The organism is Bacillus sp. FSL P2-0069 (assembly GCF_038593315.1).
Taxonomy (GTDB): Bacteria; Bacillota; Bacilli; order Bacillales; family Bacillaceae; genus Bacillus; species Bacillus safensis.
This window is the reverse complement of sequence record NZ_CP151984.1, coordinates 2,003,864-2,016,671: the sequence shown is the minus strand read 5'-3', so window position 1 is coordinate 2,016,671 and position 12,808 is coordinate 2,003,864. Positions and strand designations below refer to the sequence as shown.

Here is a 12,808-nt window from a genome sequence, read left to right as displayed (position 1 = left end):
TTAGGTTTTTGGAAACAGAAAGGAACGGTTTGATTTGAATAGTTCATTACAAGAAGCCATAAAATTAGTTGAGGCGGGTGAGACTGAAAAAGGACTCCAAACACTTGCTCAAGCAGAGAAGCATTTGCATGATGAAGAAAAGGCGCAAGCGGCTCAATTATATTATGATTGGGGAGATATCGATAAAGCACGGAATCTCATCAGTGATTTACATGATTTATATCCAGAGGAAACAGGTTTAACGTGTTTTTATGCAGAGCTGTTGATTGACTCTGATGAAGAAGAGAAGGCGATTTCAGTATTAGAAACGATTCCTGAAGATGATGATGCGTACCCAGAGAGTTTATTGTTAATGGCAGATTTGTATCAAATGCAAGGACTATTTGAAGTCAGTGAACAAAAGCTTTTAAAAGCGAAAGAACTACTTCCGAATGAAGCCATCATCGATTTTGCATTAGGTGAGTTGTATTTTTCTCAAGGCCTTTCAAAAAAAGCGGCCGATTATTTCTACAAAGTGGCAGATCAGCAGCATGAGGTTGGCGGTGTCAATGTGTATCAGCGGCTCGCTGAATCGCTCAGCACAGCTGGAGAATTTGAGGATGCACTTGAATGGTACGAAAAGGCAGTAAAAGATCAGGCAGACCCAAATACTCTTTTTGGCTACGGATTTACAGCAATGAGGGCTGGCAGAACGAAAACAGCCATTCAGCAGCTTACAGAACTGAAAGATATTGATCCGTCCTATTCGTCACTTTATATGCCTTTAGCGAAAAGTTATGAGGAAGAAGGACTATATCACGAGGCTTTAGAAGTAGTAAAAGAGGGTATTAAAGTTGATGAGTATAACAAAGAATTATATTTATATGGTGCTAAGATTGATTTGAAAAATGGGGATTCAGAAGATGCGAAAAAACTGCTTCAAGAAGCACTTGCTCTCGATCCGGGTTATATTGAAGCAGTTCAAACATTGCTGGCGATCTATTTAAATGAAGAGCTGTTTGATGAAATTCTGGATGTTATTAAAGAGGTTAAAAGCTTTGGGGAAGATGATCCAAAATGGAATTGGTATGCTGCATCTGCTTCTGTTGGGCGAGAAGAATACAAAGAAGCTGCCGAGTATTTCAAGCTTGCCCTGCCTGATTTTGATGAGGAACGTGACTTTTTATATGAATACGCCTCGTTCCTTTTAGAAGAGGGCAGACAAAAAGAAGCATTGCCGTTATTACGCAAAGTTCTAGAGAAAGATGGCACGAATGAAGAAATTGAAGAAACGATTTTAAGAATTGAAGACGAAATTTCCTTATAGTTTGCAGGAATGAAGAACTGGTTTGTTGAATAATTCATGTATAGCAATTTAATTTACGATAGAGGAGGGAATAACATGCAGACCCCTGTTTCTGTCAATGAAAAAAAGGAATTTATCCGGTGGTTCTTAAACCATTATCAGCTAAAGCGAAGAGAGTGTGTTTGGATATTAAATTATTTAATGAGTCACGACTCTTTGATGGAAAAGGTTCATTTTGTAGAGCAAGCAGAATTTTGCCCAAGGGGAATCATCATGTCAACACACTGTGTGGATGAAGTTCCCTTTAGATTTTATAAAGAAAACATCATGACGACAGATGCTGAAAAGTCATTTCATGATATTCGTTTGAATAAACAGCAGGATTTGTTTATTCAATTGAATTTCCGTTCTGCTTATCGTTCGCCGGAATATGCAGCTGTTCTTGAAACAAATCCTCATATTCCAAAGGATCTTTATGAGAACGAAAAAGATAAGGATCTTGCTGAGAAAGTGCTTGAGCACTCAATCGCAACTTTCCAAAAAGAACGGCTCATGAAAGAGATAGATGAAGCACTTGACCGTCATGATCAAGAAACATTTAATAAGCTGGCAAAAGAATTAAGCCTATTGTCATAAACTGAGCGAATAAGCCTTGCCCTATACAGGCAGGGCTTATGTCATGAAAGAGGGGAAATTGATGAAGTTTCAAGCAGAGGACGCGGATCGCTTTTTGCAATCTAAAGCTTACATTGATACCGCTATCATTCCATTAGTTGGGATTGATGCCGATCAAATGAAACAAACCGTGTCTTTAGGAGAGTTTACTATTCTTGTAGCAGATGAACTTGAAAGACAGTTAAAAGGGCGGGTTTTTCTTTTTCCGCCACATACATATTTGGAAGTGAGTGACCGGAAACAAGAAGACATACTCACAATGAAGCAGTCGCTCAAAGATCATTTTCAGCATGTCGTATTGATCACATCTGATCACCAGTGGAAAGAGCATACTGAGATCAGTGAATCGCTATTTTTGCTCAAGCCGGTTCCGCTGGAGCATTTGAAGGTTGAATTAAAGCAAAAAGTGATTCAAGACAGTGTAGAACAAATTTTGAACTTTTTGTTACAAAAATGGAACCCTTCATAAAAACCCTTACATTTGCATTGTACATAGCTTTTTAGGATGTTGACCTTGTGAATAGATTGATATATTATGAGGGTGTCCTAGTTTTATGAAATTTTTTCTAATTCAGTTATAAAGTAGCTGACGACCTGAGGGGGGGAGAAAAAAATGAGCGAGAAGAGACATGGAGTGTCCAGGCGTCAATTTTTGAATTACACGTTGACCGGCGTGGGGGGATTTATGGCCGCTGGAATGCTCATGCCTATGGTTCGCTTTGCGCTTGACCCTGTGCTAAAAGGAACAGAGGATCAGGATATGGTTCAAGTTGTCAGTGTAGATGAACTGACAAAGGAACCGAAGCGCTTTGACTTTAAAATTGATCAAGTAGATGCATGGTACGAGTCAAAGGAATCTAGGTCAGCATGGGTGTACAAAGAAGGGGATGAAATTGTCGCTTTATCGCCAATCTGTAAACATTTAGGATGTACAGTGAACTGGAACAGTGATCCGAAAAATCCAAACAAATTTTTCTGCCCGTGCCATTATGGGCTGTACGACAAGGATGGTACAAACGTACCCGGAACTCCACCGCTTGCACCGCTTGACCATTATAAGCAGCAAGTGAAGGACGGATACCTCTATCTTGGAAAAGCTGTGCCGAAAGGGGAAGGGTAACGATGCTTAACAAGATTTACGATTGGGTAGATGAGCGGCTGGACATTACACCAATATGGAGAGATATTGCGGATCACGAGGTGCCAGAGCACGTCAACCCAGCACATCATTTCTCCGCTTTTGTGTATTGTTTTGGCGGTTTAACGTTTTTTGTGACAGTCATTCAAGTCCTTTCGGGCATGTTTTTAACGATGTATTACGTGCCGGATATTAAAAATGCCTGGGAATCTGTCTATTATTTGCAAAATGAAGTGGCATTTGGCCAGATTGTCAGAGGGATGCACCACTGGGGTGCGAGTTTAGTTATTGTGATGATGTTTTTACATACGCTAAGGGTCTTTTTCCAAGGGGCGTATAAAAAGCCTAGAGAGCTGAACTGGATTGTTGGTGTGCTCATTTTCTTTGTGATGCTTGGACTTGGTTTTACAGGTTATCTTTTACCATGGGATATGAAGGCGCTGTTTGCGACTAAGGTTGGTCTTCAAATAGCAGAAGCAACACCTTTCATTGGTAAAGAGATCAAAACGCTGCTTGCAGGTCATCCTGACATTGTAGGGGCACAAACGCTGACGAGATTTTTCGCTATCCATGTCTTTTTCTTGCCAGCGGCATTATTTGGGCTGATGGCTGCCCACTTTATTATGATTCGTAAGCAAGGAATTTCTGGACCGCTATAAAATGCTGCGTTTGATGAATGTTCAATGAGGAGGGGATGACTTTGCATAGGGGAAAAGGGATGAAGTTTGTCGGAGATTCCAGAATACCGGCAGAAAGAAAACCTAACATACCTAAAGACTATTCCGAATATCCGGGAAAAACAGAAGCCTTTTGGCCGAACTTTCTTTTAAAGGAATGGCTTGTAGGTGCCGTTTTTTTAATTGGCTTTCTTGTCCTAACTGTTGTTCATGCGCCTCCGCTTGAGCGGATGGCTGACCCAACAGATACTGGCTATATTCCGCTGCCAGACTGGTATTTCCTATTTTTGTACCAGTTATTAAAATATGAATTTGCTGCAGGAAACTTCACTGTCGTCGGCGCGATGATTATGCCTGGAATTGCGTTTGGTGCACTTTTGCTCGCACCATTTCTTGATTCAGGTCCAGAACGCAGACCGTATAGAAGACCAATTGCAGTCGGGATGATGATTCTTGCAGTCGGCGCAGCAACATATTTAACGTGGGAGTCTGTTGCAACTCATGATTGGGAAGCAGCGGCAAAACAAGGTGAGATTAAGAAAGAAGCAGAGATTGATACTTCAGCTGAAGAATATAAAATTTATCAAGAGCAGACATGTATCTCCTGCCACGGGGATAACATGCAGGGCGGAGCAGCTGGACCGTCACTCGTTGACAACGGTCTTTCGCCTGAGGAGATCGCTAAAATCGCTGTAGAAGGAAAAGGCAACATGCCGAAGGGTGTCTTTAAAGGCAGTGATGAAGAACTTGAGAAGCTCTCTAAATATTTATCTGAGGTCAAATCAAAATAATTCAGTTGTTTAAATGCAAGTACAAGGATATACTCAAAAGAGAAAAAGCTGGCGCTGTCAGCTTTTTTCTGATTTTAACAGATCGTGAGTGAAGAGACATATGAGATGGATTCAATATTTGCTAGCGACGCGCTACATGCTTGTGCTGGTGCTTATGATCAATTTCCTTGGCACTGTGTACGGCTACTATTGGTATATTCCGCAGCTCGTAGAGACACCGGCTGTCTTTTTAGCTTTTGTACCAGACAGTCCAACGGCCAGCTTTTTCTTTTTATTTGTATTACTTGCGTTTTTGATGAAACGAAATGCTCCTTATTTTGAAGCACTTGCTCTTGTGACCTTGATTAAATATGGGTTATGGGCGGTAGGAATGAATATCTTTGTGCTTTTATCTGTTGATGATTTTCCGTGGGAAGGATACATGCTGATTGGGTCTCACTTTGCGATGGCGGTTCAGGCTGTATTGTTTGCGCCATATTATCGTTTTCAAATGCGTCATCTCGTGGTAGCAGGCATTTGGATATTACATAATGATGTAATTGATTATGTATTTGGTATGATGCCCCGTTATTCTATGCTGTCTGCTTACTCAAACGAGATCGGCTACGTGACGTTTTGGCTAAGTATTGCGGTTCTTCTTGTTTCGTATTATCTTGTTCTATCGAAAAAATCGGTCAAGCTGGAACTCCCTTAACAATGTTGGTCTAACCTTGTCCTTTTCTTCATACGCTGTAAGGAGAAGGGCTAGGAGGGACTTGCATGAAACGAAAGCCAATCGCGATGATTCTATTATTTTTTCTCGTATTACAGCCAGCAGTTGTCAAAGGTGAGGAAACAGCTGCTAACACGCTGCAAGAATTAACGGAACTATCAGATTCCATCTTTCAATTAACGAGACAAGCTAAATATGATGAGGCGTTACAAGTCGCATTGTATGTTGAAAAGACATTTAAAGCTGAGAATTGGCGTGGAACTTTGACGAATACGCAGATTCGGCAAATTACACTTGGCTATCAAGATATGATAAAAGGGCTGCCGCAAGAAGAATTGAATGAGCGCGAAAAGCTTCGTTATGCCTCTCAATTTAGAATGCTGCTTGATGCGATCCAGTCGAATTCTGAGCCTCTTTGGGGTTCGCTGGAGAAGCCCATTATGGGGTCTTTTCCTACTTTGAAAAAAGAAGTAAAAGATCCAGAATCGACGACATTTTATGAAACTTGGAATGAGCTGGTTTCTTTATACGATATGATCTATCCAAGTTTAACCATTGATATTTCGTCTGAAAAGTTGCAGACAATTAAGCAGCACATGGAAGTAATTGAGCAAGGTGAGTTTTTAAAAGCATCAAGTGGGACAAAGATTGAACGTCTCACGAAGCTGGAAGAGGATTTATCGAGTGTGTTTGCTCACGTCGATGAAGATGAAGCTGATCCATCGCTTTTATGGGTCATCCTAACAACCGGGAGTATCATTTTATTAACGTTAACGTATGTTGGATTTCGGAAATATCGTGCCGAAAAAGAAAAGAAACAAAAACGTCAGGCTGATTATCCTAAATCATAAAAAAAGAAGCCCAAAACTGGTGCTTCTTTTTTAATGCGGATTGAGCGGCTTTTTGTGTTCATCTAATGTAAAGCCTTCACCGAGTACATCATGCACGTCACTGACAGATACAAACGCATGAGGATCGACTGAGGTCACGACGCTTTTAAGGTGGACAAGCTCGTTTTTCGGAACGACGCAATAAAGGACGTTGCGCTCCTGTTTCGTATAGGAACCGACCCCTTTTAGGATGGTGACACCGCGCTCCATTTCATCTGTGATTTTCTTTTGAATGATGTCATCTTTTTCAGAGATAATCATGGCGCCTTTGGCAGCGTAAGCGCCTTCCTGCATGAAGTCAATGACCTTCGCAGCAACAAACACTGCGACAAGTGTATACATCGCTTCTTTATAATTTAAGTAGGTCAGAGAGATGGTAATGACGCATGCGTCGAAGATGAACATCGTTCGTCCCATGGCCACCTGATAATGCTTGTTGATCAGCCTTGCAATGATGTCCACACCGCCTGTTGTACCGCCGAATTTAAAGATGATCCCGAGGCCTGTTCCGATAAATACACCTGCAAAGAGGGCGGCTAAGGCTAAATCGTGCTGGAGAGGCATATGTATTTGAAAGCGCTGGAAGATGGCAAGAAAGACAGAAAGACTCACTGTTCCTACAATTGTATAAGTAAACATCGTTCTGCCAAGCATTTTCCAACCTATAAAAAAGATCGGAATGTTTAAGACAAGGTTTGAAATAGATGGGTCAATGTGAAATAGAAAATATAAAAGCAGTGTAATACCTGTAAATCCGCCTTCCGCCAAATTGTTCTGCATATTAAAATGAACAAGACCGAAAGAAAAAATCGCAGATCCTATTAAAATAAATACGATATTTTTAAGACGAATTTCTTTTAGCAAGAGACCACTCCTTTTTTTGCTTAGACAGCGATAATATTATATGGTATGGGAGAGAAACAAGCAAACTGAGTCTTAAACATTTGTCAAATATTTATGATTTCGCTAACATGTAAGAGATGGATAGGAGGATGAGCTTCATGACGAAAGAAAAAACGCTGCGTCACGTGCAGCAAGAAGTAGATGATTACATAGGACAATTTAAAGAAGGCTATTTCAGCCCGCTTGCGATGATGGCCCGCCTGACAGAAGAATTAGGGGAGCTGGCAAGAGAGGTTAACCATTACTATGGAGAAAAGCCGAAAAAAACAACGGAAACAGAAAAAAGCATGGAAGAAGAAATTGGCGATGTTTTGTTTGTGTTAACATGCCTCGCTAATTCACTTGATATTTCACTAGAAGAAGCACATGATCGTGTGATGCATAAATTCAATACAAGAGATAAAGACCGCTGGACGAAAAAAGAAGGGAAGTAGAGACGATGACGAACGAAACCATCAAAGTAGTAATCGCTGGAGCAAGAGGAAGAATGGGGATAGAGGCTGTGAAGCTGGCGGATGAAACAGGCCATTTTGAGCTGGTGGCCGCACTTGATCACACGCATGAAGGAAAAAAATTATCTGATGTGATTCATACAACATCTAATGCACCGATTTATACGGATATTGATGTGTGTCTTTCAGAAACAGCACCAGATGTATTAATTGATCTGACAACACCTGAAATCGGGAAAGTACATACAAAAAAAGCACTTGAACATGGCGTGCGTCCAGTCGTAGGAACAACTGGATTTTCAGAAGATGACCTAAAAGAGCTTCAGCAATTAACAGAAGAAAAGGGCATAGGCTGTATTATTGCACCAAACTTTGCTGTCGGTGCGGTCTTAATGATGAAATTTGCTAAAATGGCCGCGAATTATTTCCCTGACGTTGAAATCATTGAGCTTCACCACGATAAAAAACTAGATGCCCCAAGCGGTACGGGCTTAAAAACGGCTGAAATGATTGCAGAAGTAAGAGAAAGCAAAAAGCAGGGACATCCAGAAGAGAAAGAATTAATCGAAGGGGCACGAGGAGCCGATTATGATGGTATCCGTCTGCACAGCGTGAGACTTCCTGGTATGATTGCACATCAAGAAGTGCTGTTTGGAATGGACGGACAGACGCTCACCATTCGTCATGATTCTTATAACCGTGCATCCTTTATGTCAGGCGTGAAGCTTTCAGTAGAGCAGGTCATGCACATTGATCAGCTCGTTTATGGTTTAGAAAATATCATCGACTAATAAGGAGTGGATTCCTGATGAACATTGCTTTAATCGCTCATGATAAGAAAAAAAGTGACATGATTCAGTTTGCCACCGCGTATCGTGATATTTTGGCAGATCATACACTTTACGCAACAGGGACAACAGGTTTGAGAGTGAAAGAAGCGACGGGGCTTCCCATTCATCGTTTCCAATCAGGACCACTTGGGGGAGATCAGCAGATCGGTGCTTTAATTGCTGATAATGCAATGGATCTTGTGCTCTTTTTTAGAGACCCGCTAACTGCGCAGCCGCATGAACCGGATGTATCTGCACTCATCCGGCTTTGCGATGTGTATACCATTCCATTAGCCACCAATATGGGAACTGCTGAAATTTTAGTCAGGAATTTAAATAAAGGTACGTTTGATTTTCGAGATGTAGCAAAAAACGGAGGAACAAATGAAACGACTTGATATCCTTGCATTCGGTGCCCATAGCGATGATGTAGAGATCGGAATGGGCGGAACGATTGCAAAATACGTAAAAAAAGGGGCGCGCGTCGGGATTTGCGACTTGACCCAGGCCGAATTATCTTCAAATGGAACAGTCGAGAGCCGCAAAGAAGAAGCAAAAGCCGCCGCCGCTATTTTAGGTGTCAGAGCGAGAATCCAGCTTACACTGCCAGATAGAGGGCTTTATCTAAACGACGAAGCGATGAAGGAAATTGCGGGCGTGATTCGAACATACAAACCGAAACTGATTTTCGCTCCGTACCACCAAGATCGGCATCCAGATCATGGCCATGCGGGCTCACTTGTAGAAGAGGCCGCTTTTTCTGCAGGTATACATAAATTTGAAGATTCATACAAGCAGCCAGCGCATAAAATAAGCCAAATGTATTATTACATGATTAATGGGCACCATCGTCCAGATTTTGTGATCGATATTTCTGAGGAAATGCACCAAAAAATTGATAGCTTGCACGCGTATAAAAGCCAATTTGTTAAATCGGCAAACTCAGTAGAGACACCTCTTGTGAACGGTTATATTGATTTTGTCAAAATGAGAGAGTCTATGTATGGAAGAGAAGTCAACAAAGCTTATGCAGAAGGGTTTATCACAAAGAAACCACTTTTAATAGACGATGACTTACTTGGGGGGTAATTATGAAAAAACTGAAGATCGGAATTACTTGTTATCCAAGTGTCGGCGGCTCAGGCATTATCGCCACGGAGCTTGGAAAACGTTTAGCTGAAAAAGGGCACGATGTTCATTTCATTACCTCTAGCATTCCGTTTAGGCTTAATAAAGTATATCCGAATATTTATTTTCATGAGGTGGATGTGAATCAATATGCAGTTTTTCAATATCCGCCTTATGACCTTGCGCTGGCAAGTAAATTGGCCGAAGTCGCAAAACGAGAAAAGCTTGACATTATTCACGCGCATTATGCAGTCCCGCACGCTGTCTGTGCGTTTCTAGCCAAACAAATGACTGGACACTCTGTGAAAGTCGTTACGACGCTTCATGGAACGGATATTACGGTTTTAGGCTATGATCCATCATTAAAAGAAGTGATCCGGTTCGCCATCGAATCATCGGACCGCGTAACAGCGGTGTCGCATTCATTAGCTGCGCAGACATACGATCTCATCAAACCAGATAAAAAAATTGATACGATTCATAACTTTGTTGATGAACGGGTGTATTTGCGTGAAGATCACGATTTGTTAAAGACACATTATGGTCTTTTACCGAACGAAAAGGTCATCATCCATGTATCAAACTTTCGAAAGGTGAAACGGGTGCATGATGTGATTCATGTGTTTCAAAAGATTTCTGAACAGGTGCAGGCAAAGCTGCTGCTCATTGGTGATGGTCCTGAGAAATCGGTTGTATGTGAACTCGTGAAAAAATTAGGACTGACAGACCGCGTATTGTTTTTAGGCAAGCAAGAGAAGGTTGAGGAGCTTTATTCAATAAGTGATTTGAAGCTGCTTCTTTCGGAGAAGGAGAGCTTTGGGCTTGTGCTTCTTGAAGCAATGGCATGCGGTGTCCCTTGTATCGGTACGGATGTCGGCGGTATTCCAGAGGTCATTACACATGGAGAAACAGGGTTTCTTGTCCCGCTCGGCGATATAGATGGAGCAGCAAAGCACGCAGTGTCTCTGCTGAAAGACGAAGCGCTTCATGAAAAAGTGTCAGCGGCAGCTCAGTCTAGTGTTCAGGCTCATTTCTCCTCTGATAAGATTGTGAGTGAATATGAGAAGCTTTACCTAGAATTGATCGAAGGTGATGATGAAGATGAATGAACCATTCACACATGCGATCCCTATATTACATACACTGCACGAACATGGGCATCAGGCTTACTTTGTCGGCGGAGCGGTGAGAGATGTTCTATTAGGACGGGAAATCGGCGATATCGATATTGCGACAGATGCAACACCTGATAAGGTTGAGTCCTTATTTGAAAAAACAGTAGATGTCGGTAAGGCGCATGGCACTGTCATTGTGTTGCATGATGGTGTCAGCTATGAGGTCACGACGTTTCGAACGGAATCAGAATATGAAGATTTTCGCAGACCGAAAGAAGTGGCGTTTATCACGTCGCTTAAGGAAGATCTTTTAAGAAGAGATTTAACGATTAATGCGATGGCCATGGATATAAATGGGGAAATTATTGATCATGTAGGTGGAAAACAGGATATTAAGCGGAAACGAATTCAAACCGTAGGAGATCCTGCGTGCCGCTTTCAAGAAGATGCGCTTCGCATGATGAGAGCTGTCCGTTTTTTAAGCCAGCTTGGCTTTGAACTCGCTGATGAAACGGCTGAAGCTATGAAAAAGGATAAGCATCTGCTTGCCAACATATCAGTTGAGCGCAAAAAGATTGAAATGGAGAAGCTTTTAAAAGGCCGTCATTGTGAGAAGGCCATTCAAGTACTCATTTCAACCAAATTATATGAAGAATTGCCAGGTCTCAAAGAGGAGCGTCTTCATGAATTCTTTCAAGCCTTTCCATATTACTTACTGGATGGACTAGAAGAGGTATGGGGGGCTTGCATCCATTTGCTAGGTTTAAATGAAGCGGAGGCTGCGGCCTTCTTAAAAGAATGGAAGCTGTCAACGAAGCTTTTGAAAGACGCAGTAGCTATTAGTCAATACGTTGATTGTGACTGGGATGCGGAAAACATGTTTGAAGCTGGTGAACACGTGCTCTTATCTAGTTTGAAGATTACACAGCTAAAACATGAGCGCCGCATTTTCTTTGATGAACTGGAGGCAGCGAAGCGTTCTTATGATGCACTTCCGATTAAAAAGCTCCAAGACCTCGCTGTTTCAGGAAAAGATTTAATGGCCTTTCGGCAAAAGCCGTCTGGGAAATGGATTGCAGAGGAGCTTGATTTTGTGAAAAAAGCCGTTTTGCAAAACCGTTTAGAAAACCGAAAAGAAGCCATAGAGGAGTGGCTTAAAGCATGCGATCCGCAATTAGAAAACGATTAATTGAACTATTTACAGAATCCAGCCATGATTTTGTCTCAAGTCAGCAGATTTGTGATGAGCTTGGCTGCTCCCGAACAGCTGTGTGGAAGCATATGGAGGACTTGCGAAAAGAGGGGTATGAGGTAGAAGCAGTTAGAAGAAAAGGATACCGTCTGCTTCGTAAACCGGACAAAATTAGTGAGGACGAAATTCTGTTTGGTCTGGAAACAGAGAGCTTCGGCAGGCATATTTACTTTCAGAAAGAAGTCGCTTCCACTCAGCTGATTGCCCATGATCTTGTCAATGAAGGTGCGCCCCACGGCACAATCGTTGTCAGCGATCATCAGACAAACGGAAAAGGGCGTCTTCAAAGAACGTGGCATTCACCAAATGGGACAGGCATTTGGATGAGTCTTATTCTCCGGCCTGAGATCCCGCTGCATAAAGCGCCGCAAATGACGCTTTTGGCATCTGTAGCCATCGCAGAAGCGATTGCGCAGCAAACAGGACTCAATCCATCTATTAAATGGCCAAACGATATTTTGTTGAATGGAAAAAAGGTCGTTGGCATTCTGACTGAATTAAAAGCAGAAGCTGACCAGGTTCATGCGGTCATCATTGGGCCGGGCATTAATGTGAACCAAACAGTTGATGACTTCCCGGATGAACTAAAGGATGTCGCCACAAGTCTGCGAATGGAACTGAATGAAAAAGTGGATCGGGCTGCACTCATACAACAGATGATGTCCACTTTTGAAAAAAGGTATGACGATTACATGAAGCAAGGATTTGCGCCGATTAAACAATTATGGGAATCGTTTGCGATGACGATCGGTCAACATATTGTTGCCCGCACCGTCAATGGGCAATATACGGGGAAGGCGCTTGGCATCAATGAAGAAGGTGTTTTATTGCTTAAAACGGAGGACGGTATCCAAAAAATCTACTCCGCAGACATTGAGATCAAGTCAACTTGAGTGGAACACCCGGCGCATTTTTGATATACTTCGTGTGGGCAGTATCTGCAAAGAACTGTACCTGTTA

Annotated in this window: 16 protein-coding genes; 15 read left to right on the top strand and 1 reads right to left on the bottom strand. The window is 42.0% G+C overall.

Translation table 11 applies throughout. From position 1 onward, the window contains the following. Positions 1-34 precede the first annotated feature (34 nt). From NSQ34_RS10145 to ypjB, 8 genes are all read left to right on the top strand, one after another. Entirely contained in the window at positions 35-1,306 is a 1,272-nt protein-coding gene (locus NSQ34_RS10145) for a tetratricopeptide repeat protein (protein ID WP_024428100.1), read from the top strand. Between the two features lie 75 nt (positions 1,307-1,381). Continuing rightward, entirely contained in the window at positions 1,382-1,921 is a 540-nt protein-coding gene (locus NSQ34_RS10140; RefSeq protein ID WP_008344562.1) for a ReoY family proteolytic degradation factor, read from the top strand. A gap of 61 nt (positions 1,922-1,982) precedes the next feature. Beyond that, a complete protein-coding gene (locus tag NSQ34_RS10135; RefSeq protein WP_034280438.1) occupies positions 1,983-2,429 on the top strand; it encodes a YpiF family protein in 447 nt (148 codons plus the stop codon). A 144-nt stretch (positions 2,430-2,573) separates the two neighbouring features. Next, positions 2,574-3,080 carry a ubiquinol-cytochrome c reductase iron-sulfur subunit gene (locus tag NSQ34_RS10130; RefSeq protein ID WP_007500911.1) on the top strand — a complete coding sequence of 169 codons (507 nt, stop codon included), beginning with the start codon at positions 2,574-2,576 and terminating at the stop codon, positions 3,078-3,080. A 2-nt stretch (positions 3,081-3,082) separates the two neighbouring features. Next, on the top strand, positions 3,083-3,757 hold the full coding sequence (qcrB, locus tag NSQ34_RS10125; RefSeq protein WP_003215804.1) for a menaquinol-cytochrome c reductase cytochrome b subunit: 675 nt from the start codon (positions 3,083-3,085) through the stop codon (positions 3,755-3,757). 41 nt (positions 3,758-3,798) lie between these two features. Beyond that, positions 3,799-4,566, top strand: coding sequence for a menaquinol-cytochrome c reductase cytochrome b/c subunit (locus NSQ34_RS10120; protein WP_024422792.1), 768 nt, complete (start codon positions 3,799-3,801; stop codon positions 4,564-4,566). A gap of 100 nt (positions 4,567-4,666) precedes the next feature. Further along, positions 4,667-5,260: a DUF1405 domain-containing protein gene (locus tag NSQ34_RS10115; protein WP_024428102.1), complete on the top strand. Its 594-nt coding sequence runs from the start codon at positions 4,667-4,669 to the stop codon at positions 5,258-5,260. A 65-nt stretch (positions 5,261-5,325) separates the two neighbouring features. Beyond that, positions 5,326-6,129: a sporulation protein YpjB gene (gene ypjB / locus NSQ34_RS10110; RefSeq protein ID WP_176967031.1), complete on the top strand. Its 804-nt coding sequence runs from the start codon at positions 5,326-5,328 to the stop codon at positions 6,127-6,129. 30 nt (positions 6,130-6,159) lie between these two features. Here ypjB and NSQ34_RS10105 read toward each other — a convergent pair whose 3' ends face one another. Continuing rightward, a complete protein-coding gene (locus NSQ34_RS10105; protein WP_024422789.1) occupies positions 6,160-7,032 on the bottom strand; it encodes a YitT family protein in 873 nt (290 codons plus the stop codon). A gap of 137 nt (positions 7,033-7,169) precedes the next feature. Between NSQ34_RS10105 and NSQ34_RS10100 the strand changes: the two genes are divergently transcribed. The 7 genes from NSQ34_RS10100 to NSQ34_RS10070 are packed head-to-tail and all read left to right on the top strand — an operon-like array spanning position 7,170 to position 12,741. Then, complete coding sequence (locus tag NSQ34_RS10100; protein WP_024422788.1) at positions 7,170-7,505, top strand: nucleotide pyrophosphohydrolase; 336 nt, start codon at positions 7,170-7,172, stop codon at positions 7,503-7,505. Between the two features lie 5 nt (positions 7,506-7,510). Beyond that, positions 7,511-8,314, top strand: a complete 804-nt coding sequence (gene dapB / locus NSQ34_RS10095) for a 4-hydroxy-tetrahydrodipicolinate reductase (protein ID WP_176967032.1) — start codon at positions 7,511-7,513, stop codon at positions 8,312-8,314. 17 nt (positions 8,315-8,331) lie between these two features. After that, positions 8,332-8,751 carry a methylglyoxal synthase gene (gene mgsA / locus NSQ34_RS10090; RefSeq protein ID WP_034280445.1) on the top strand — a complete coding sequence of 140 codons (420 nt, stop codon included), beginning with the start codon at positions 8,332-8,334 and terminating at the stop codon, positions 8,749-8,751. Then, positions 8,738-9,442, top strand: a complete 705-nt coding sequence (gene bshB1 / locus NSQ34_RS10085) for a bacillithiol biosynthesis deacetylase BshB1 (RefSeq protein ID WP_046311596.1) — start codon at positions 8,738-8,740, stop codon at positions 9,440-9,442. Before mgsA ends, bshB1 begins: the two co-directional genes overlap by 14 nt. Positions 9,443-9,444: 2 nt before the next feature. Beyond that, positions 9,445-10,590, top strand: coding sequence for an N-acetyl-alpha-D-glucosaminyl L-malate synthase BshA (bshA, locus tag NSQ34_RS10080; protein ID WP_081124530.1), 1,146 nt, complete (start codon positions 9,445-9,447; stop codon positions 10,588-10,590). Continuing rightward, entirely contained in the window at positions 10,583-11,785 is a 1,203-nt protein-coding gene (locus NSQ34_RS10075) for a CCA tRNA nucleotidyltransferase (RefSeq protein WP_176967033.1), read from the top strand. Before bshA ends, NSQ34_RS10075 begins: the two co-directional genes overlap by 8 nt. Further along, complete coding sequence (locus tag NSQ34_RS10070) at positions 11,758-12,741, top strand: biotin--[acetyl-CoA-carboxylase] ligase (RefSeq protein WP_176967034.1); 984 nt, start codon at positions 11,758-11,760, stop codon at positions 12,739-12,741. The genes NSQ34_RS10075 and NSQ34_RS10070 overlap by 28 nt, the downstream gene beginning before the upstream one ends. Positions 12,742-12,808 lie beyond the last annotated feature (67 nt).

Bases quoted from the DNA above. Each gene is read 5' to 3' on its own strand.
- NSQ34_RS10140 (WP_008344562.1), top strand. From the start codon at position 1,382: ATGCAGACCCCTGTTTCTGTCAATGAAAAAAAGGAATTTATCCGGTGG.
- NSQ34_RS10135 (WP_034280438.1), top strand. From the start codon at position 1,983: ATGAAGTTTCAAGCAGAGGACGCGGATCGCTTTTTGCAATCTAAAGCT.
- NSQ34_RS10130 (WP_007500911.1), top strand. From the start codon at position 2,574: ATGAGCGAGAAGAGACATGGAGTGTCCAGGCGTCAATTTTTGAATTAC.
- qcrB (WP_003215804.1), top strand. From the start codon at position 3,083: ATGCTTAACAAGATTTACGATTGGGTAGATGAGCGGCTGGACATTACA.
- NSQ34_RS10115 (WP_024428102.1), top strand. From the start codon at position 4,667: ATGAGATGGATTCAATATTTGCTAGCGACGCGCTACATGCTTGTGCTG.
- ypjB (WP_176967031.1), top strand. From the start codon at position 5,326: ATGAAACGAAAGCCAATCGCGATGATTCTATTATTTTTTCTCGTATTA.
- NSQ34_RS10100 (WP_024422788.1), top strand. From the start codon at position 7,170: ATGACGAAAGAAAAAACGCTGCGTCACGTGCAGCAAGAAGTAGATGAT.
- dapB (WP_176967032.1), top strand. From the start codon at position 7,511: ATGACGAACGAAACCATCAAAGTAGTAATCGCTGGAGCAAGAGGAAGA.
- mgsA (WP_034280445.1), top strand. From the start codon at position 8,332: ATGAACATTGCTTTAATCGCTCATGATAAGAAAAAAAGTGACATGATT.
- bshB1 (WP_046311596.1), top strand. From the start codon at position 8,738: ATGAAACGACTTGATATCCTTGCATTCGGTGCCCATAGCGATGATGTA.
- bshA (WP_081124530.1), top strand. From the start codon at position 9,445: ATGAAAAAACTGAAGATCGGAATTACTTGTTATCCAAGTGTCGGCGGC.
- NSQ34_RS10075 (WP_176967033.1), top strand. From the start codon at position 10,583: ATGAATGAACCATTCACACATGCGATCCCTATATTACATACACTGCAC.
- NSQ34_RS10070 (WP_176967034.1), top strand. From the start codon at position 11,758: ATGCGATCCGCAATTAGAAAACGATTAATTGAACTATTTACAGAATCC.